This is a genomic window from Hyphomonas sp. GM-8P (assembly GCF_003263315.1).
Taxonomy (GTDB): domain Bacteria; phylum Pseudomonadota; class Alphaproteobacteria; order Caulobacterales; family Hyphomonadaceae; genus Hyphomonas.
Genome location: NZ_AWFE01000059.1, coordinates 1 through 20062 on the forward strand (window position 1 = coordinate 1; position 20062 = coordinate 20062).

22 protein-coding genes are annotated in these 20062 nt (G+C 62.9%); 18 read left to right on the forward strand and 4 right to left on the reverse strand.

Translation table 11 applies throughout. From position 1 onward, the window contains the following. Positions 1-210 precede the first annotated feature (210 nt). Positions 211-1128, reverse strand: a complete 918-nt coding sequence (locus HY26_RS05630) for an SDR family NAD(P)-dependent oxidoreductase (RefSeq protein ID WP_034769509.1) — start codon at positions 1126-1128, stop codon at positions 211-213. 113 nt (positions 1129-1241) lie between these two features. Here HY26_RS05630 and HY26_RS05635 point away from each other — a divergent pair, with 113 nt between their 5' ends. From HY26_RS05635 to HY26_RS05655, 5 genes are all read left to right on the forward strand, one after another. Beyond that, positions 1242-1892: an HAD-IA family hydrolase gene (locus HY26_RS05635; protein ID WP_065383139.1), complete on the forward strand. Its 651-nt coding sequence runs from the start codon at positions 1242-1244 to the stop codon at positions 1890-1892. Then, the gene (locus HY26_RS05640) at positions 1879-2466 is read left to right on the forward strand and encodes a hypothetical protein (RefSeq protein WP_065383140.1); all 588 of its coding nucleotides are present in this window, start codon (positions 1879-1881) and stop codon (positions 2464-2466) included. The genes HY26_RS05635 and HY26_RS05640 overlap by 14 nt, the downstream gene beginning before the upstream one ends. After that, positions 2467-2763: a 4a-hydroxytetrahydrobiopterin dehydratase gene (locus HY26_RS05645; RefSeq protein WP_255342780.1), complete on the forward strand. Its 297-nt coding sequence runs from the start codon at positions 2467-2469 to the stop codon at positions 2761-2763. A 214-nt stretch (positions 2764-2977) separates the two neighbouring features. Continuing rightward, positions 2978-3709 (forward strand): sigma factor-like helix-turn-helix DNA-binding protein, encoded by a 732-nt coding sequence (locus HY26_RS05650; RefSeq protein WP_065383141.1) that lies wholly within the window; start codon positions 2978-2980, stop codon positions 3707-3709. A gap of 86 nt (positions 3710-3795) precedes the next feature. Next, positions 3796-4569, forward strand: a complete 774-nt coding sequence (locus tag HY26_RS05655) for an SDR family oxidoreductase (RefSeq protein ID WP_034769505.1) — start codon at positions 3796-3798, stop codon at positions 4567-4569. A 4-nt stretch (positions 4570-4573) separates the two neighbouring features. On the opposite strand, the gene HY26_RS05660 is transcribed toward HY26_RS05655, so the two are convergent. Beyond that, a complete protein-coding gene (locus tag HY26_RS05660) occupies positions 4574-4816 on the reverse strand; it encodes a hypothetical protein (RefSeq protein WP_034769504.1) in 243 nt (80 codons plus the stop codon). Positions 4817-4957: 141 nt separating this feature from the next. Here HY26_RS05660 and HY26_RS05665 point away from each other — a divergent pair, with 141 nt between their 5' ends. Further along, positions 4958-5335, forward strand: coding sequence for a VOC family protein (locus HY26_RS05665; protein WP_034769503.1), 378 nt, complete (start codon positions 4958-4960; stop codon positions 5333-5335). Here HY26_RS05665 and HY26_RS05670 read toward each other — a convergent pair. Continuing rightward, positions 5327-6568 carry an MFS transporter gene (locus tag HY26_RS05670; RefSeq protein WP_233348870.1) on the reverse strand — a complete coding sequence of 414 codons (1242 nt, stop codon included), beginning with the start codon at positions 6566-6568 and terminating at the stop codon, positions 5327-5329. The genes HY26_RS05665 and HY26_RS05670 overlap by 9 nt on opposite strands. Before the next feature lie 188 nt (positions 6569-6756). Here HY26_RS05670 and HY26_RS05675 point away from each other — a divergent pair, with 188 nt between their 5' ends. Genes HY26_RS05675 through HY26_RS05690 form a run of 4 tightly spaced genes read left to right on the forward strand, consistent with a single transcriptional unit; the run spans position 6757 to position 8522 of the window. Next, positions 6757-7077 (forward strand): YggT family protein, encoded by a 321-nt coding sequence (locus tag HY26_RS05675; RefSeq protein WP_034769501.1) that lies wholly within the window; start codon positions 6757-6759, stop codon positions 7075-7077. Between the two features lie 7 nt (positions 7078-7084). After that, positions 7085-7366, forward strand: a complete 282-nt coding sequence (locus HY26_RS05680) for a DUF167 family protein (RefSeq protein WP_034769499.1) — start codon at positions 7085-7087, stop codon at positions 7364-7366. Continuing rightward, the gene (gene folD / locus HY26_RS05685) at positions 7363-8250 is read left to right on the forward strand and encodes a bifunctional methylenetetrahydrofolate dehydrogenase/methenyltetrahydrofolate cyclohydrolase FolD (protein WP_034769497.1); all 888 of its coding nucleotides are present in this window, start codon (positions 7363-7365) and stop codon (positions 8248-8250) included. The genes HY26_RS05680 and folD overlap by 4 nt, the downstream gene beginning before the upstream one ends. After that, positions 8247-8522 carry an HNH endonuclease gene (locus HY26_RS05690; RefSeq protein WP_051600321.1) on the forward strand — a complete coding sequence of 92 codons (276 nt, stop codon included), beginning with the start codon at positions 8247-8249 and terminating at the stop codon, positions 8520-8522. The genes folD and HY26_RS05690 overlap by 4 nt, the downstream gene beginning before the upstream one ends. A 29-nt stretch (positions 8523-8551) precedes the next feature. On the opposite strand, the gene HY26_RS05695 is transcribed toward HY26_RS05690, so the two are convergent. After that, a complete protein-coding gene (locus tag HY26_RS05695; RefSeq protein WP_065382820.1) occupies positions 8552-9295 on the reverse strand; it encodes a LytTR family DNA-binding domain-containing protein in 744 nt (247 codons plus the stop codon). Between the two features lie 177 nt (positions 9296-9472). Here HY26_RS05695 and HY26_RS05700 point away from each other — a divergent pair, with 177 nt between their 5' ends. From HY26_RS05700 to odhB, 8 genes are all read left to right on the forward strand, one after another. Next, complete coding sequence (locus tag HY26_RS05700; RefSeq protein WP_065382821.1) at positions 9473-9892, forward strand: DUF2141 domain-containing protein; 420 nt, start codon at positions 9473-9475, stop codon at positions 9890-9892. A gap of 37 nt (positions 9893-9929) precedes the next feature. After that, complete coding sequence (locus HY26_RS05705; protein ID WP_233350890.1) at positions 9930-10475, forward strand: DUF2306 domain-containing protein; 546 nt, start codon at positions 9930-9932, stop codon at positions 10473-10475. Positions 10476-10544: 69 nt separating this feature from the next. Then, positions 10545-11711 (forward strand): alkaline phosphatase D family protein, encoded by a 1167-nt coding sequence (locus HY26_RS05710; RefSeq protein ID WP_065382822.1) that lies wholly within the window; start codon positions 10545-10547, stop codon positions 11709-11711. A 5-nt stretch (positions 11712-11716) separates the two neighbouring features. Continuing rightward, positions 11717-13081 (forward strand): MFS transporter, encoded by a 1365-nt coding sequence (locus HY26_RS05715; protein ID WP_081813230.1) that lies wholly within the window; start codon positions 11717-11719, stop codon positions 13079-13081. A gap of 103 nt (positions 13082-13184) precedes the next feature. Then, positions 13185-14381 carry an ADP-forming succinate--CoA ligase subunit beta gene (sucC, locus tag HY26_RS05720; RefSeq protein WP_034769490.1) on the forward strand — a complete coding sequence of 399 codons (1197 nt, stop codon included), beginning with the start codon at positions 13185-13187 and terminating at the stop codon, positions 14379-14381. 8 nt (positions 14382-14389) lie between these two features. Continuing rightward, positions 14390-15292: a succinate--CoA ligase subunit alpha gene (gene sucD / locus HY26_RS05725; RefSeq protein WP_034769488.1), complete on the forward strand. Its 903-nt coding sequence runs from the start codon at positions 14390-14392 to the stop codon at positions 15290-15292. Between the two features lie 166 nt (positions 15293-15458). Then, the gene (locus HY26_RS05730; RefSeq protein WP_034769725.1) at positions 15459-18467 is read left to right on the forward strand and encodes a 2-oxoglutarate dehydrogenase E1 component; all 3009 of its coding nucleotides are present in this window, start codon (positions 15459-15461) and stop codon (positions 18465-18467) included. Positions 18468-18502: 35 nt separating this feature from the next. Further along, positions 18503-20011, forward strand: coding sequence for a 2-oxoglutarate dehydrogenase complex dihydrolipoyllysine-residue succinyltransferase (gene odhB, locus HY26_RS05735; RefSeq protein ID WP_051600318.1), 1509 nt, complete (start codon positions 18503-18505; stop codon positions 20009-20011). The last annotated feature ends 51 nt before the right edge of the window (positions 20012-20062 follow it).

Consider the following 20062-nt stretch of genomic DNA (forward strand, 5'->3'; position numbering starts at 1 on the left):
GGCGCTTTGTGGGTGAACTGAATTTTCAGGGTGAAAACCCGCGTCAGGTTTCCGTCAGGGGCAGGTTCAGGATGCAGGCTTGCGCGCCGCGAGGAGCGACAGGCGCACTCCCGACATCATGTGGCTCGGCACACCGTGCCGCATAAGCGGGCGCAAACGCCCCGGAACCATGTCCGGGGCGCGCAGAAAAGATCGGATCGGATGTCCGGATCAGATCGGGTCATACGGGAAGACGCTGGAGGTCGGACCCATGTCCGTGAAGTCGGCTTTCATGGCGGGCATGCACTGGTCGATCAGCGACTCCGGATCCCAGCCTTCGAGACGGGCGACGGATTTCACCGGGCGCGGCTGGTTGAACAGCACGACCTCATTGCCGCGCACGCCGAAGATCTGGCCGGACACGTCCTTTGCCCGGTCGGCACAGAGCGCGACGGCAAGCTGGGCGACCTGGTCGGCCCGCATGCCTTCCTTCATCCGGTTGACGCGCTGGGCGCCGGCTTCGTCCTTCACCGGGATGGAAGCGATCATGCGCGTCCAGGCGAACGGCGCGATGACGTTGGAGCGGACATTCTTGCGCTCGCCTTCCATGGCGATGATGCGCGACAGGCCGACAATGCCGAGCTTGGCCGCGGCATAGTTCGCCTGCCCGACATTGCCGATCAGGCCGGTGGTGGAGGTGAACAGCACGAAGGCGCCGTCCTCCTTCTCGCGGAACATTTCCACGGCGGCACGGGTGACGTTGAAGCTGCCGCGCAGGTGGACGTCGATCACCGCATCCCAGTCATCTTCGGACATTTTGTGAAACATCTTGTCCCGCAGAATACCGGCCGGGTTGATGACCGCGTTCAGGTCGCCGAACGTGTCCTTGGCCTGTTCGATCATGCCTTCGACGGCCTTCATGTCCGTCACGCTATCGGAGTTGGAGACGGCTTCGCCGCCCGCTGCACGGATCTCGGCCGCGACCTTTTCGGCCGGTCCGGCATCGCCCGGATCGTCGCCGGACAGGCTGCCGCCGAGGTCGTTCACCACGACTTTTGCGCCTTCCTTTGCGGCAAGCAGTGCCGTTTCCTTGCCGATCCCGTTACCGCCGCCGGTCACCAGGACCACTTTGCCCTCAAGCACGCCCATCTGTCGTTTCTCCTTCGATTGTCGTGACTATTCTCTGATCTGGCGCCACCCTAAGACCGGCCCGGCAATCTTCAAGGTTTGAAAGTTCCTTCCGGCGCGGCTAGACGTCTCGCATGACAAAGATTTTCAAGGCCGTAATCTGGGATTTCGGGGGCGTTTTTACCTCCTCACCCTTCGATGCTTTCGCCCGCTATGAAGCCGAGCAGGGACTCCCCAAAGACTTCATCCGCACCGTCAACGCCACCAATCCGCTGGACAATGCCTGGGCCAAGCTCGAGCAGAGCAAGGTCAGTGGCGAGGAGTTCGACGGCTTGTTCCGTGCAGAATCAAAAGCCCTCGGCCATGAAGTGCCGGGCGCCGACGTGCTGAAGCTGCTGTCCGGTTCGCTGCGCCCGCGCGTCGTGGAAGCGCTGAACGTGTGCAAGCAGCACGGCAAGGTCGGCTGTATCACCAACAATGCGCCCATCGGGAAGGGCGCCTCGATGACGAATGACGAGAAGAAGGCCGCAGAACTCGCGCATGTGTTCGACCAGTTCGACCATCTGATCGAAAGTTCTAAGATCGGCATCCGCAAGCCTGATCCGCGGATCTACGCCCTGATGTGCGAGGCGCTGGATGTCGACCCGGCCGACTGCGTCTATCTCGACGATCTCGGCATCAACCTGAAACCGGCCCGCGCCATGGGCATGACCACGATCAAGGTGCTGGGCGAAGACCAGCTGCTCGAAGATCTGAAATCGGCGACGGGATATGCAGTGGTCTAACGCGCGTAACGCGCTTCTGGCGGCTGGCCTGGCCGTGGGGTTTGCAGCGTGTTCGCCCGCCCCGGCAGAACCGGTCTATCCGCCGGAGTCGCTGTCGCAGGATCCGCAGGCGCCGGAGCCGGTGGTCATTCCGGACGCCGTGGCCGCGACGCGCGACGAGATGCTGAAATATGCACAGCGGGGCTCGCTGTCCGGCCTGTCGCGGCTGGCGCGGGAGAATCCGGGCTTTGTCTCGAACCTCGGCGGCGAGGGGCACCGCGAATACTGGGACCTGATGCGCCGGATCGGCGTGGACCCGAACCGCAAGCTGCGGGCGCTGATGGAGCTGCCGGTTGGCGTGCGTGAGGTCGATGGCGTGAAATGGTATGTCTGGCCGGACCTCGCCGCGAAGAATGCCGAGGACCTGATCCCGGAAAAGCTCTCTTTCCGGGACCGCAAGCGGCTGCAGGATCTCGTCGGCGAGGACGGGATCGCGGAGATCCGCGCAGGCAAGGGCTTTCCCGGCATGCGTACTGCGATCACCGAGGAGGGCGAGTGGGTGTATTTCGTGCTCGGCCAGGAAGCGGAGGAATAGATGATGACGAAGACGATCGGTGCCGACGCGGCCCTGGTGGCGCTCAAGGGCTGGACGAAAGGGGAGGGCGAGCGTGACGAGATCACCAAGACGTTCCGCTTCGACGATTTCAAGCAGGCCTTCGCCTTCATGACAGCTACCGCCCTGAAGGCCGAGCAGATGGATCACCATCCGGAATGGTTCAATGTCTACAACAAGGTTGAAGTCGTGCTGACGACGCATGACGCCGACGGCGTAACGACGCGCGACCTGGAACTTGCCGGCTATATGGACGCGCTGGCGGCGCGTTTCCGCTAGTCTTATCGCGACCTAACAAATTTTCATATTTTTCGGCCGCTGTTGCCACGCGGGGCGATTCGCGCCGCGGCAGCAGCTTCCCGTCAAGGTGAAGGTGGGTTTACTATCAAAAATTGCATATTTGTGCTATAATTTCTCTTGAGGAATAAGAGTTACGATAAATGTCCCTTGGTCAGGGGGCATACGGGAGCAGATCTGCCCGTTAGAGTTAAGTATGATTTGGGCACAGGCTTACGAAACCAATCTGGACCGCCTTCGCCGGTATGCAGCCTTCTCTTGCGGCAGCGAGGGGCTGGGCGACGGGGTCGTGTCCAAGGCGCTGTCCCATGTGCTGACGGATGTGTCGACTGCGGAAACCGAAAACCTCATCGCGCTGTTCCAGAAACTCGACGCGACGCTGCAGAAGTCGCCGCCCGCCACCGACTCCCTGTTCGCCGAACTCGGGCGCTGGCAGTCGCTGAGCCCGCTGCAGCGGCGGGTCATCCTGCTTTGCGTTGTCGAGCGCTTCAGCGCCCGCGAAGCGGCGCAGATCACCGGTCTCAGCCGGGGTGAGGTGAAGGCGATTCTGGCGCGGGCCCGCCTGGTCTATGCAGACCGGTTTCCGGCCCGGCTCGGCCTGATCGGCGGCGATGATCGCGTTTGCGGCGTGATCGAGACATCGCTGCTGTCTGTCGGCCACAGCCTGCGCTGGAGGATCGCGGCGGATGGGAAACATGATCCCGCCACGCTGCCGCCGGCAAGCCTGGTCGTGGTTGCGCATGAGGGCGCGAGCCTGCAGCAGGCGTTGGTGCTTTGCGGCGGCTATGCAGGCCCGGTGATCCTGGCCGATGATGGAGCCAGCGAGGACCGGCTGAGCCTGCGGCACTGGACCCTGCCGAAGGACTCGCTGTCAGACCAGACTTTGTTCAGCAGCATGCTGATCCGCGCGCTGCTTTTTTCCGACTGAGCCTACAGCTTTCCCTAAAGAGCATCTTGGCGGGGCCGCCCGCGACCTGTTAGCTGCAGCCATTGAAAAAACAGGAGGATACCGGCATGGGACGGGTTTCAGGCAAAATGGCGTTCATCACCGGCGGCGCGCAGGGGCTGGGCGAAGCGACCGCCCGCATGTTCGCGCGCGAAGGCGCCAAGGTCACTGTGACCGATATCAATGGCGCTGGCGCCGAGGCCGTCGCCGCCTCCATCAACGAAGCCCATGGCGCTGGCACGGCCTTCGCCTGGCAGCACGACGTGACCGATGGCGACCGCTGGCAGGAAGTGCTGAAATCCGCCCATGACGCGATGGGCGGCCTGAATGTGCTTGTCAACAATGCCGGTATCGGCTCGCTCGGCTCCGTCGAGGACGAGAATTATGAGACTTTCAAGCACGTCCAGACCGTGGACGTGGATTCGATCTTCCTTGGCTGCAAATATGCGATCCCGCTGATGCGCGATCACGGCCTCGGCTCGATCGTCAACATCTCGTCCATCGCGGGCATCATCGCCAGCGGGAACTATGTCTCCTACAACACGGCCAAGGCGGCGGTGCGGCACATTTCGAAATCGATCGCGCTGCACTGTGCCAAGACCGGCGGCCAGATCCGCTGCAATTCGGTGCACCCGGTCTTCATCAACACGCCGATCCTGGACCGCACCAAGGAAATGTTCGGCGAGGAAGAAGCCCTCGCGAAGCTCGGCCGCCAGATCCCGCTCGGCAAGGTCGGCGAGCCGGACGACATTGCCTATGCCGTGCTCTATCTCGCCTCGGACGAGTCGAAGCTCGTCACCGGCATCGAGCTGAAGGTGGATGGCGGCATCTCGGCTATGTAACGCGTCAGGTGCCCGCAGGCTCCCGGTGGCGCGCCATGCGCCGCTGGTGGCGTGCGCGCATCAGCGGCGCGATCTTCCACGACAGGGGAATGGCCGCCGCGATGCTGGCGGCGATGACGATTGGAATGGACAGGGCTGCATGGGCTTTCAGGACCGGAATGTAGACAACGGCCAGGATACCTGCGCCGAACAGGACGCCCTGCACCATCCCGTAAATCAGTAGGGAGATGGCTGTCCGATTGGTCATGGCGGTTTCCTTTCGGGTTGCTTCACATGAATCAATCCGTGAAACCTTCGCAGGTTCCGAAATAGCCGCTTCACGTTTTTTTGCGCTTGCCGAAAAAATTGTTCCCGTTATGTTCCGGCACTCAAACAAGGAGGCTGACTCATGATCGGATATGTAATGCTCGGCACGAAAGACCTCGCGCGCGGCGCGAAGTTCTATGATGCCATCGCGGAGGAACTGGGCGCCAAGCGGCTGATGGAAGACAAGCAGCTGATCGTCTGGGGCAAGCCGGGCAGCAAGGCCGATTTCAGCCTGACCTATCCATGGGATCAGGACCCGGCCTCGGTTGGCAACGGCACGATGGTGGCGATTGAAGCGGCCAGTAAGGAACAGGTCGACCGGATCTACGAGATCGCCATGGCCAATGGCGCGAGTGATGAAGGCGCCCCGGGCCAGCGGTTTGAGACTTTCTATGCCGGCTATTTCCGTGATCTCGATGGCAACAAGCTGAACGTCTACTATTCCAGCATGTCAGCCTGAGCCGAGCGGCTGCTTGCCGGTGACCAGCAGGGCATAGGCGCTCAGTATACAGAACACGGCAGCGGACGCCATGAAGGGCAAGCTGGGGTTGGTCATGTAGAGGACCGATCCGAGCAGGGGGCCGACGACAAATCCGGCTGGCGGGGCGGAGGCGAGCAAGGCCGCCGCGCCCGCCTGTTCGGATCGGCCCACGGACAGACTGCCCAGCGCATTGGCTGACGGCACGGCCAGCGCCGCGCCGATGCCGACGATCACGAAGCTGACCATCACCATCCAGAAGGGATGGAACAGGTCAGCGGAAAGATAACCAACAGCCAGCAGGCCAAGGCCGATCGGCAGGATGCGGCGCGGGTCCGGGCTGCGCCGGGAGACATAGCCGAACTGCACGATGATGATGGCGACCGAGGTGCAGGCCATGGTGAGGCCTGTATAGAGCACGACGGCCTGTTTGGCGGTCTGTGCGGCGGTGTCGGTAAACTCGTACCGGTCTGCGATGAACCAGCCGATGGTCTGCTGGATCATGCCGACGGCGACGAAATAGACGAACAGGAAGGCGAGGTGCGGGAAAACACGCGGATCGCGCATCGACAGCGGCGGCGGGCGCTTGTGATGGTGCGGCAGGGGCCGGGTCGGCGGCAGCGCCACCGCGATGAGGACCGCGACGGCGAGGTTGAAAACGATCGTGCCCCAGAGCGGGGCCAGCGCCCCGATCCGGGCGAGGACCGCGGCGCCTGCCGGGCCGAGGATTGAGCCGAGGCTCATCGCGGCGCCCAGCATGCCCAGGCCACCCGCGCGGGTCGCGGGCGTGGTGGCATCGGTCATGGCCGCCATTGCCGCAGGCTGCAGACCGGGGGCGAGAAAGCCGAACAGGGTGCGCACAAAGGCGAGCAGCAGGAAGGCGGCGATGCCTGTGACGAGCCCCGCCAGCGCTGCGCTCAGCGCAAAAAGGAAGGCCATGTTGGCGAGCCCCATGGCCGTCAGCGAGAAGATCATGACGCGCTTGCGTCCGACCCGGTCGGCGATGCGGCCCCAGATGGGCGTGAAGATCGTGTAGAGGACCGATGAAAAGGTCAGGATGCCCGCGATCTCGATTTCGGTGAGGCCGGCCTCGCGGGCGAGGGGGGCGACGACCACGAAATTGATCGTCATGCCCGCGCCCATCGACACGGTGCCCAGCGCAATCATCATTTTCTGGAACCGGGTCAGCGGCAACAGGGGGGTATCGGAGTCCATGCTTTCCGTCACCCGCTGCCACTGCCTCCCTTTGAACCGCACCCCAACCGGGCAACGCTAGAACGCTCCGCGCAGCTTGCCAAACCATTTCCCTGCGACAGGGAGCTGGCTTGCCGGGGTGGGGCACACCAGTTTAAGGACGAACAAACCCTGGCTGAAACCCCGGCTGAAACCACGGACCCCCGCGCATGCATTCCCTTCTTGTGGCGATCTACTCGTACTTCCTGAACCCGATCCTGACGCTGCTGCTGTTCCTGATCTTCGCCTATGTGATCATGAGCTGGCTGGTCGTCGGCGGCGTGCTGTCGATGCGGAACCCGACCGTGCGGCAGATCCAGTACGTGCTGGACAGTGTGATGCTGCCGCTGCTGCGCCCGATCCAGCGCTATGTGCCGCCGCTCGGCCAGCTGGACCTGTCGGTCTTCCTGCTCGCGCTTGGCATCCTGTTCACGCGCGACTGGCTGCTGCCGGTGATCATCGGCATGTTCCGGCCATCCCTCGGATACTGAGGCCGGGTTGCAGCATCGCCTCACCGTCCGCGTCCAGCCCAAGGCCTCGGCCGACCGGATCGAGGACTGGGGGCAAGATGATGCCGGGCGGAAATTCCTGAAAGTCAGAGTGCGCGCGGTGCCAGAGGACGGCAAGGCGAATAGCGCTGTCCAGAAATTGGTCGCCAAGTGGCTTGGCGTGCCCAAGTCTGCGGTCAGAGTCGTGACAGGCGGCAAGACTCGGCTAAAAGGCCTCGAAATCGATGGGCCGCCGGAGCTTGCGGCTCGCTTAAGCGGGGATGAGACATGACCGCCATCCGGATCAGTGGGAAAGACGTCGCCGCCGATGTGCGCGCAAAGGTGGCTGCCGAAGTGGCGAAGCTGCCGGTGAAGCCGTGTCTCGCGGTGATCCTGGTCGGCGAAGACCCGGCCAGCGAAGTCTATGTCCGCGGCAAGCTGAAGGATACCGAGGAGGCCGGCATGGTCTCCGTCCATCACCGCCTGCCGGCCACAGCGTCCCAGACGGAGGTCGAGGACCTGATCGCCGGCCTCAACGCGGATGATTCCGTCGACGGGATCCTGCTTCAGCTGCCGCTGCCGAAGGGGCTCGATGCAGACGCGGCGATCGAGCGGATCGACCCGTCCAAGGATGTCGACGGCCTGACCGAAGTCTCCGCCGGGCGCCTGTCGCTCGGCAAGCCGGGCCTGCGCTCGTGCACGCCGTCTGGCTGTGTCATCATGGCGAAGCGCGCGCTTGGCGACAACCTGTCCGGCAAACATGTCGTGGTGATCGGCCGCTCGATTCTGGTCGGCAAGCCTGCGGCGCTGCTGTTCCTGGCTGAGAACTGCACCGTCACCATCGCCCATTCGCGCACGAAGGACCTGGCTGCCGTCTGCCGCGAGGCCGACATTCTGGTGCCCGCCGTGGGCCGGCCGCAAATGGTCAAAGGCGACTGGCTGAAGCCCGGCGCCATGGTGATCGATGTCGGCATCAACCGGATCGACGCCCCGGAAAAGGGGGAGGGCAAGACCCGCCTCGTCGGCGATGCGGACTATGACAGCTGCGCCGAAGTCGCCGGTTACATCACGCCGGTGCCCGGCGGCGTGGGCCTGATGACGCGGGCCTGCCTGCTGGTGAACACGCTGCAGGCCGCCTGCGCACGCCGGGGTCTGCCGGTGCCGGTCGTCGGATGAGCCAGCCTTACGCCCCGACCGAGACACCCCTGTTCAAGGCCTTATGGGAAGCCCAGGACGGGCGCTGCGCGCTGTGCGGGGAGTCGATGCCGTCCAATCGGTTCGACGTCGCCCATTCGACGGTCTGGAAACACCAGCGGCCGACCTATGACCATATCATCGCCGTCGCCCGCGGCGGGCCGGATTCGGCCGAAAACCTTCAGCTGGCGCATGCGCGCTGCAACAAGGTGAAGGGCATGGGTAATGTCCGCCCGCCCCTCAGAAAAGATTAGGCCAGAGAGACAAGGACGGGGCGAGACGTCTAGGCGAGCCCGGCGTCTTTCGCGACGGTCTGATAGGTCCTCGACACTGGCACGTCGGTTCCGTTTTTCAGGACCAATACCAGCTTGCCATTGTCGCGCCGGGCATCGCTGATCCCCGCCTTCGCGACCCACCAGGACCGGTGCACCTGCACGCCGGGCGCGCCGTCCAGTTCCCGCACCGCATCGGCGAGGCGCATCAGGATCAGCTCCTCCCCGAGATTCGTGTAGACCCGCAGGTAATGGTCCTCCGATGAGATGGCCCAGAGTTCGGCGTGGCGGAACTTCACCGGCAGACGGCCCAGGAAACGCTGCGCCGCATCGGCCGGGACATGCCTGCTGCCCGTGTCAGCGCGTGCTCTCGCCCGGCTGATCAGGAGACCGCCCACGGTCAGCGTCAGGGAAATGGCGAAGACATAAAGATACTGCATCGGCAGCAGCGGCAGCGGTACCCAGGTCCCGTAGGCGCCCATATAGAGATAGAGCGACGCCAGCACCGGGACGGAAATGATCGCAGCGGTGGCGGCGGCCTGAACCGGCACCAGCTTGCCCACCAGTTCCCGATCGAAAATGGCCGGGATGACGAATGTCGATGTGGTGACGCCGACCGTGCAGGTGACGATCCACATCAGGAACCGGGCCCAGACGGGCGAGTCCTGGTCGTACACCCCGAAGAAGGTGAGCATTGCCGCGATACCAAGGATCACCGCCGCATCCCGCAGACGGTTCTTCAGGTAATCCGGCATGATCGCTCCTGTGCATTTCGCGCTTCGTGAACCGTTTTGGCCGTATTTCGCGAAGGATTCCAGCCTCCCGGCGTAGTTGGCGTGGCACGGGCCGGAAGGACTGCGCAATCTCTCCTCATCGAAAGCCGGACAGTCGGTCAGCGAGACCGGACCCGGCATCCAAACGAGGAGAAAAACATGAAACGCATTCTGAATTCCGTCATCGCCGCGGGCCTTGCGGCAGGCATCGTCGGACAGGCCGCCGCTGCGGACCTGACGGTTCGCATCGAGGGTGTGGAAGATGCCGCCGGCACATTCCATGTCGCTGTCTTCGATGCCGATGGCTGGCAAACGAATGATGACGTCGCCGGCGGGCTGCTGGCGGTGCAGGAGGGGACCGAGCTGACCTTCAGTGGTCTCGCGCCGGGCGCCTATGGCATCAAGATCTACCAGGACATCAATGACAATGGCGAGCTGAACCTCGGCCTGTTGGGCATCCCCAGCGAGCCCTTCGGCTTTTCCAATGATGCCTCGGCCCGCATGGGCCCGCCGAAGTTCAAACAGGCGCGTTTCGAGCTGACTGAAGCCGGCGCCGTTCAGACCATCACACTCCAGTAAGCCGTCCGTGCCACTCCTAACAATGGAACAAACGACCATGTCAGATCTTGCCCAGACGTTTCGCCGTAGCGGCCTGCCCAAGCGGATCAGCGGTAACACAGTCATGCTGATAATCGCGCCTGTCGCCTATGGGATCGTCAGCTGGCTTATTCTCCAATCCGCCGGCAATCCGCCGGTCCACTTCCGGATCAATGTCACGCCCTTCATCGAGGCCGCCTTCGTGGTGAAGCTTCACGTGCTGGGCGCGGTGATTGCCTTCATCGTCGGCATCGTGCTGCTGCGCGGGGTGAAAGGGTCGGGCTTGCATCGCAAGCTCGGCTATACCTGGGTGGCGGCGATGGCGCTGACGGCGATCAGCTCTTTCTTCATCACGGGGCTGAACGGCCATAATTTCAGCTTCATCCATGGCATTTCCGCCTGGACGGTCATTACCCTGCCGATGGCGGTCGCTGCCGCGCGGCGCCGTAACTTCCGCAAACACGCCAAAGGCATGACCAGTGCCTTTGTTGGAGGCTTGGTGATCGCAGGTTTGTTCACTTTCCTTCCGGGACGCATGCTGTGGTCGATTTTCTTTGCAGTGTGACGGTGTTGGCCCTTACCGCTTCGCCGAAAGGCCGCTACACGAAGGTGTAGCCAGAAAAGAGAGCGGGAGATGAAGAGGGCAGCCCTATTGGCATCATTGATCGGTCTCGCCGCCTGCCAGGCGCCGGGGCCGATTTCCATTCCGGGGATTACGCGGGCACCGCAGAGTGCCGAAGATGCGCTGGAGGCGTACTATCGCGGACTGCCGGATGACTATTACCCGGTCGCGCCGGAAGGCCTGCCGCTGCCACCTTCTAATACGGCTCTGACGCGTATCCTGGTCGGCTCCTGTCTCAATGAAGAGAAGGGCGACAACCAGACCCTTCGGTCCGTCGCCGCCATGCCAGCCGACCTGTTCCTGATGATCGGCGACAATGTCTATGGCGATACGGACGGCGATGCCTATCGCACCGGGGATGCTGACCTGACGGAGCTGCGCGAGAGCTTTTCAGACCTTGCAGCCCGCGGAGACTTCCAGGCCGTGCGCAAGGCGCACCCGATGATGGTGGCCTGGGACGATCATGATTACGGCCTGAATGATGGCGGCAAGCATTTCGCATTCCGGCGCCTGTCGGAGCGGATCCACGAACGCTTCTGGGGGCTCGCTGACAAGGATGTCGGTGCCTGGCCCGGCACATACTATTCCCGCAGCTTCGGCCCCGAAGGGCAGCGCACCCAGATCATCATGCTGGACACGCGTTTCTTCCGGTCTGACCTGACCGACACCGACGATGCCAGCGTGAAGGGCAAGGAACGCTACATGCCATCCAGCGATCCCAATCAGGACATGCTGGGCAATGACCAGTGGACCTGGCTGGAGAACGAGCTGCAGAAGCCGGCGGACCTGCGCCTGATCGTGTCGTCGATCCAGGTGATTTCGGATGCACATGGCTGGGAGGCGTGGTCGCGCCTGCCGGCGGAGCGCGCGCGGCTTTACAGCCTGATCAACGAGACCGGTGCAAACGGCGTCGTGTTCGTGTCCGGCGACCGGCATACGGGTTTCCTCTACAAGGCGGATGGCCTGCTGCCTTACCCGGCCTATGAGCTGACGGCGTCCTCGTTCAACAAATCCTACCGGGACACGACCGACGAAATGGATGCCAACCAAATCGGTGCGGGATATCCGAAAGAGAATTTCGGATCACTGGATATTAACTGGACCGAGGGTACGGTGACGCTCGCAATTCATGCCAGTGACGGCTCAACTGTCGAGGAAACAACCGACAAATTCAGGTAGGCAGAATGCCTCTCAGTCCCTCGATGTCCGACACGCGTAACGTGATTGTCCTCATCATCGCCGTGATGATCCTGCAGATCGCCGGCGGGTTGATCAGCGTGCTGACACCTCTTGGCCTCGAAGCGATGGGCACGCCGCCCCAGGCGATCGGCCTGATCGCGGCACTCTATGCAGCTGGCTTCATGCTCGGCGCCTGGCTTGCCCCACGCGCGCTGGCGACGTTCGGCCATATCCGCCTGTTCGCTGCGGCCTCTGCCATGAATGCGGTGAGCGTGCTGTCGCTGTCGCTGGTGCATGATGCGGTCTACTGGGCGCCGCTCCGCGTGATCATGGGCGTGACGCTCGCCTTCAGCTTCACCAGCATCGAAAGCTGGCTCGGCAGCGCGGTGCCGCAGAAGTCTCGCGGAAATGTGATGGGCATCTACCACACCGGGGCAAAGCTCTCGCTGATGATCGGTCCGTTCTTTGTGGCGGGCCTGTCGCCGCTGGACACGCGGGCCTACACCTGGGCGGCGCTGTTCCTGTCGCTGGCCCTCGTGCCGGTCTGCCTGACGCGCAAGGAACAGCCGCCTGTGCCAGAGCGCCGGTCCATGCCGCTGAAGGCGCTCTACCAGCTGGCACCTGCCGCTGTTCTGGGCGCGCTGATCGCTGGGACGGTGAACACAGGTACCCAGTCGCTTCTGCCGATCTATTTCGAAGGCTTCGAGATCGGGGGAGGGGGCACAGCCGCGGCCGCCATCGCCAGCGCCTCGGCGTGGGCCGGCGGCCTGCTGCTGCAATGGCCCGCCGGGCGCCTGTCTGACCGAATCGAACGCCGCCTCGTGATCGCGGGCCTTGGCGCCATGTCGGCAATGGCCGCCCTGTTCATTGCATTTTTCGGCACTCGCCTCAGCGAAATGTCCGTCATTATTGCCCTCGGCTTCTGGGGCGCCGGGGCGCTGTCCTTCTACAGCCTGTGCGTGGCGCACGCGATCGACCGGACGCCCAAGGTCCTGATTCCGCAGGTCATGTCCGGCCTGCTGTTCGTCTGGGCCGGAGGATCGATCATCGGGCCGCTCCTGTCAGGCTTTGCCATGCGGGCGGATGGCGAGTTCGGCCTGTTCGGCCTGGCGGGCCTGCTGCTGATCGTGCTGACGGTCGTGATGGTGATGCGCGTGCGCTCCAAACCGGTCGCAATCGAGGACAAGCTGGCGGAGTGGAGCCCCGTGCTGCCGACGCCTCTGGCCAGCGTCAAACTCGATCCGCGCATGTCTGAACGCACTCAGGAACCGGCCGGGGAGAGCGCAGAGGAAGACAGCTCGGAAGAAGCCCCGGAAGATGACCCGGATTCCCCGGCGGTCATTGAGGCGGACACTGAGTCCAAAGTTTAGTACCCAGCTGGTTGCGGCGACACTCAGGCCTGTTATATAGCGGCCCACCACGCTGGGGCAGTGACCCTGCCGGGGCGGACCAGGCAAACAAGGCAAGAGCAGAATGAACATCCACGAATACCAGGCCAAAGCCGTGCTGAAATCTTTCGGCGCGCCGGTCGCGGACGGCGTGCCCGTCCTGTCTCTGGACGATGTCCAGAAAGCTGTCGACTCACTTCCCGGACCGCTCTGGGTCGTTAAATCGCAGATCCACGCCGGCGGCCGCGGCAAAGGCAAGTTCGTGGAGCCGGAAGCCGGCGAAAAAGGCGGCGTCCGCCTCGCATTCAGCAAGGAAGACGTGAAGAAATTCGCCGAGCAGATGCTCGGCAAGCATCTCGTCACCGCGCAGACCGGGCCGGACGGCAAGCAGGTGAACCGTCTCTACATCGAAGATGGCGCCGACATCGATCGCGAACTCTATCTCTCCATGCTGGTTGACCGCAGCACCTCGCGCGTCGCCTTCATGGTCTCCACCGAAGGCGGCATGGACATCGAACAGGTGGCCCACGACACGCCGGAGAAGATCCTGACGCTCAGCATCGATCCGGAAACCGGCGTGACAGATGCAGACATTACCAAGCTCAACGAAGCGCTGAAGCTGGACGGCGCGGCCGCTGAAGACGGCAAGAAACTGTTCCCGATCCTCTACAAGGCGTTCACCGAGAAGGACATGAGCCTGCTCGAAGTGAACCCGCTGATCGTCATGGAAGACGGCCACCTGCGCGTCCTGGACGCCAAGGTCTCCTTCGACGGCAACGCCCTGTTCCGCCACCCGGACATCGTCGACCTCCGCGACAAGACCGAGGAAGACGAGAAGGAAATCGAAGCCTCCGAGTGGGACCTCGCCTACATCGCCCTCGACGGCACCATCGGCTGCATGGTCAACGGCGCAGGCCTCGCCATGGCGACGATGGACATCATCAAGCTGTACGGCGAAGAGCCGGCCAATTTCTGTGACGTCGGCGGCGGCGCCGGCAAGGAGAAAGTGGCTGCTGCCTTCAAGATTATCATGAAGGACCCGAACGTGAAGGGCATCCTCGTGAACATCTTCGGCGGCATCATGAAGTGCGACGTGATCGCCGAAGGCGTGATCGCAGCCGTGAAAGAAACCAATCTGGCGGTTCCGCTGGTCGTTCGCCTCGAAGGCACGAATGTCGACCTTGGCAAGAAGATCATCGCGGAGTCCGGCCTGAACGTCATTTCGGCCGACGACCTCGACGATGCCGCCCAGAAAATCGTGAACGCAGTTAAAGGCGCCTGAGACCAGATATGTCCATTCTCATCGACAAGAATACCAAGATCCTCACTCAGGGCATGACCGGCAACACCGGTTCGTTCCACACCAACCAGGCGCTGGCCTATTTCGGCACCCAGATGGTGGGTGGTATCCACCCGAAGAAGGGCGGCGAAATGTGGAAGGCCGACAATGGCCAGGAACTGCCGATCTTCTCGTCCGTTGCCGAAGGCAAGGAAAAGACCGGCGCTGACGCCTCCGTGGTCTACGTGCCGCCAGCCGGCGCAGCGGCTGCCATCGAAGAAGCCATCGACGCCGAAATCCCGCTGATCGTCTGCATCACGGAAGGCGTTCCGGTGCTCGACATGGTTCGCGTGAAGGCCAAACTGGAGAAATCCAAGTCGCGCCTGATCGGTCCGAACTGCCCGGGCCTCATCACCGCCAACGAGTGCAAGATCGGCATCATGCCGGGCTCCATCTTCAAGAAAGGCTCTGTCGGCGTCGTCTCGCGTTCGGGCACGCTGACCTATGAAGCCGTGTTCCAGACCACCCAGGTGGGCCTCGGACAGACATCCGCTGTCGGAATCGGCGGCGACCCGGTCAAAGGTACGGAATTTATCGATATCCTCGAAATGTTCCTTGCTGACGATGAAACCGAGTCCATCATCATGATTGGTGAGATCGGCGGCAGCGCGGAAGAAGAAGCCGCGCAGTTCCTGATCGACGAAGCCAAGAAAGGCCGCAAGAAGCCGATGGTCGGCTTTATTGCAGGCCGTACCGCGCCTCCGGGCCGGACGATGGGCCATGCCGGTGCCATCGTGTCGGGCGGCAAAGGCGATGCGGAGAGCAAGATTGCTGCAATGGAAGCAGCAGGAATCCGCGTCTCGCCGTCGCCGGCACGCCTCGGTACGACCATGGTCGAGGTACTGAAGGGCTAGAAAGCCCGGATAAATTAGCCAGGACGGCCCGCGGCGGGCCAGCTCTTGGCGTGGCCAGGATCTGACCCCGCCCAGGCCGTCCTCACTTATGCACCCGGTAGGTACCGGGAAACCATTACGTTCCTAAATAGTGGGGAACGGAAATGTCCCAGAGGACGGAATGGACATGGCAGACGACGGCAGCCCGATGAATGGTTCGCGCAGCAAAGGCAATTCGGCCTTGCTGGACACAGCCTTCCTGTATGGCGGCTCGGCCCAGTGGATCGAGCAGATGCAGGCGGCCTATGCGAAGAACCCCAGCTCAGTCCCTGAGAGCTGGCGGGCCTTCTTCGCAGACCTTGGCGACGACACATCGAGCGCCGAGCGCAATGCCGAAGGCGCGACCTGGAAACGCAGCGACTGGCCACGCCCGGCGCTGGACGAACAGGTTGCCGCCTTTGACGGCAACTGGGCGCTGCTGGAGCCGAAACTCGAAAAGAAGATCAAGGGCGCCAAACCGGCCGCTTCCGAAGCGGATGTGCACCGTGCGGTGAAGGATTCGATCCACGCGATCATGATGATCCGCGCATACCGTATGCGCGGTCACCTCGCGGCCCAGCTCGACCCGCTGCGCCTCGATTCGCCCGGCGCCCAGCCTGAACTCGATCCGGCGACCTATGGTTTCGGACCGGACGACATGGATCGCAAGATCTTCATCGACGGCTATCTCGGCCTCGAGACGGCGACCATTCCGGAAATGCTGGAGATCCTGCAGCGGACCTACTGTTCGACGATCGGCATCGAGTTCATGCACATCTCCGATCCGGAAGAGAAATCCTGGCTGCAGGAACGCATCGAAGGCCCGGACAAGGGCGTCGCCTTCACCAATGAAGGCAAGAAAGCGATCCTCGCCAAGCTGATTGAAGCGGAGACGTTCGAACGCTTCCTGCACAAGCGTTATCCGGGCACGAAGCGTTTCGGCCTTGATGGCGGCGAAGCGGCTGTGCCGGCGCTGGAACAGATCATCAAGCGTGGCGGCGCGCTCGGCGTGAAGGAAATCGTGGTTGGCATGCCCCACCGCGGACGCCTGAACATGCTGGCGGCCGTGATGGGCAAGCCCTACGAGCAGATCTTCCACGAATTCCAGGGCGGTAACACGCAAGGTGCCGATGCGTTCGGTTCCGGCGACGTGAAATACCACCTCGGTGCCTCGTCCGACCGTGAGTTCGACGGCAACAAGGTGCACCTGTCGATGAACGCCAACCCGTCTCACCTCGAGGCAGTGGATCCGGTCGTGCTCGGCAAGTCCCGCTCCAAGCAGGAAATGGCGCACCGCGAGACCGGCAAGCTGGACCGCTCGATTGTCCTGCCGCTGCTGCTGCACGGCGATGCCGCCTTTGCAGGGCAGGGCGTTGTCTCCGAATGTTTCGCGCTTTCGGGCCTTCAGGGCTACCGCACGGGCGGCACGATCCACTTCATCGTGAACAACCAGATCGGCTTCACGACCAGCCCGATGTATTCGCGCTCCTCTCCGTACCCGTCGGATGTGGCGCTGATGGTCCAGGCTCCGATCTTCCACGTCAATGGCGACGACCCGGAAGCGGTGACCTATGCCGCCAAGGTGGCGACCGAATATCGGCAGAAATTCCACAAGGACGTCGTCATCGACATGTTCTGCTACCGGCGCTTCGGGCACAATGAGGGCGACGAGCCCATGTTCACCCAGCCGGTGATGTACAAGAAGATCAAGGACCACGTCTCGACGCGTGAGATCTATGCGCAGCGCCTGGTCGATGAAGGTCTTTTGACGGCGGAGCAGGTGGAGCAGCAGGTCGCTGACTTCGAAACCTATCTCGACCGCGAATTTGACGCCGGCAAGAATTTCAAGGCGAAGAAGGCCGACTGGCTGGACGGCGAATGGAAAGGCCTCGGCCTGCCGCACGACGACGAGCGCCGCGGCAAGACGGGCGTCGCCAAGAAGCGCCTGCAGGCGCTTGGCCAGACCATCACGACCGTGCCGGAAGGTGTCGACATCCACCGCACGCTCGCCCGTGTCATCGACAACCGTGCACAGACGATTTCGAAGGGGCAGGGGCTCGACTGGGCCACGGCCGAACATCTCGCCTTTGCGACGCTGGTGGACGAGGGCTTCCCGGTGCGGCTCTCCGGCCAGGATTGCGGCCGCGGGACGTTCTCGCAGCGCCACAGCCACATTGTCGATCAGACGACCGGCGAGAAATACACGCCGCTGAACAATATCCGCGAAGGCCAGGCCCAGTATGAAGTGATCGACTCGCTGCTCTCGGAAGAGGCGGTGCTCGGTTATGAATACGGCTACTCGCTGGCTGACCCGAACACGCTGACCATGTGGGAAGCCCAGTTCGGCGACTTCTCGAATGGCGCGCAGGTCTTCTTCGACCAGTTCATCTCCTCGGCTGAGCGCAAATGGCTGCGGATGAGCGGCCTGACCATCCTTCTGCCGCACGGCTATGAAGGGCAGGGGCCGGAACACTCGTCCGCCCGCCTTGAGCGCTTCCTGCAGATGTGTGCCGAAGACAATTGGCAAGTCTGCAACCTGACGACGCCAGCGAACTATTTCCATGCCCTGCGCCGCCAGATCCACCGTGACTTCCGCAAGCCGCTGATCATCATGACGCCGAAGTCGCTTCTGCGTCACAAGCTGGCCACCTCCTCGCTGGACGATATGAGCTCGAAAACGAGCTTCCACCGCGTCCTCTGGGACGATGCGGAGACCGAAGGCCGCGAAGGCAAGGTCAAGCTGGTCAAGGACAACAAGATCCGCCGCGTCGTACTCTGCTCGGGCAAGGTCTATTACGACCTGTTCGAGAAGCGCGAGGAACTGGGCGTCGACGATGTCTACCTGATGCGGATCGAACAATTCTATCCGGTGCCGCGCAAATCCATGATGCAGGAAATGTCCCGCTTCAAGCAGGCCGAGTTCGTCTGGTGCCAGGAAGAGCCCCGCAATATGGGCGGCTGGACCTTCATCCGCGACGAGATCGAATGGTGTGCCACGCAGATCGGTGCCAAGATCCCGCGTCCGCGCTATGCGGGCCGCGCGCCTTCGGCGGCCACGGCCACCGGCCTCCTGTCGAAGCACAATGCAGAGCAGAACGCCCTCGTCACGACAGCCCTGTCACCCGATCCGGTCGATGACCGCATCGTTTCGCCCTGACTTTCAAAAACATAATAACGCACACGGATCATCTCATGACCGACATTACAGTCCCCACGCTTGGCGAAAGCATCACCGAGGCCACGGTTGGCCAGTGGCTGAAAGCCAAGGGCGATGCTGTGAAGAAAGACGACGTGCTCGTGGAGCTCGAGACCGACAAGGTTTCCGTCGAAGTGTCCGCCACCGAAGACGGCGTGCTGGGTGAAATCCTCGCGCAGCCGGGCGACACGGTTGAAATCGGTGCCCTGCTGGGCCGTCTCGAAGGCGGGGCAGGCGGGGCGAAACCCGCGCCTGCGGCTGCTGCTGCGCCTGCCAAGGAAGAGGCAAAGCCCGCTGCCGCGCCGGCTGCTTCCGGCGGCGGCTCAACCGATATCGTTGTGCCTGTGATGGGCGAGAGCGTCGCCGAAGGCACACTGTCCACCTTCCTCAAGCAGCCGGGCGATGCGGTGAAGAAAGACGAAACCATCGCAGAAATCGAAACTGACAAGGTGGCCCTCGAAGTGCCGGCCCCGGCCGATGGCGTGATTGCCGAATGGACGGTGGCTGAAGGCACGTCCGTGACGCCGGGTTCCGTGATCGGACGGGTCAGCGCGTCTGCAGGGGCTTCGGCTGCACCGGCTGCAGCTGCGCCGGCCCCGAAAGCGTCTGCGCCGTCAGCTGCCCCGGGTGACCGTCCGGTGGCTCCGTCGGTCCGCCGCATCTCGGCTGAGGCCGGGGTCGATCCTCAGAAAATTCCAGGCTCGGGCCGCGATGGCCGTGCCACAAAGGCTGATGCAATGGCATATGTGAATGCACCGAAAGCCCCGGCGGCAGCGCCGGCCCAGAGCGCTCCGCGCGAGACCGGTCCGCGGGAAGAGCGTGTGCGGATGACCCGCCTGCGCCAGACCATCGCGCGCCGCCTCAAAGAGGCTCAGGACACCGCCGCCATGCTGACGACGTTCAACGACGTCGACATGGGTGCCATCATGGACCTGCGGAAAAAGCATCAGGAAAGCTTCGTTGCCAAGCATGGCATCAAGCTGGGCTTCATGAGCTTCTTCGTAAAAGCCTGCGTCAACGCGCTGAAAGAGGTTCCGGCGGTCAATGCCGAGATCGATGGTCAGGACATCATCTACAAGAACTACTATGACATCGGCGTCGCGGTCGGCACGGAAAAAGGCCTCGTGGTGCCGGTCGTTCGCGACTCCGACGACATGTCCCTTGCCGGTATCGAGAAGGCGATTGCCAATCTCGGCAAGAAGGCCCGCGATGGCGAGCTGACCATTGGCGACATGCAGGGCGGCACGTTCACCATCTCGAACGGCGGCATCTATGGCTCGCTGATGTCGACGCCGATTCTGAACCCGCCGCAGTCCGGCGTGCTGGGCATGCACCGCATCGAACAGCGCCCGGTCGTCGTGAACGGCGAGATCAAGATCCGCCCCATGATGTATCTGGCGCTGTCCTACGACCACCGTATCGTCGACGGCAAGGAAGCAGTGACCTTCCTCGTCCGCGTCAAGGAAGCGCTGGAAGATCCGGAGCGCATGCTGCTGGAAGTCTGATCCGTCAGGCACAAGTTGATTTCAAAAAGCCCTCCTGCACCCCGGGAGGGC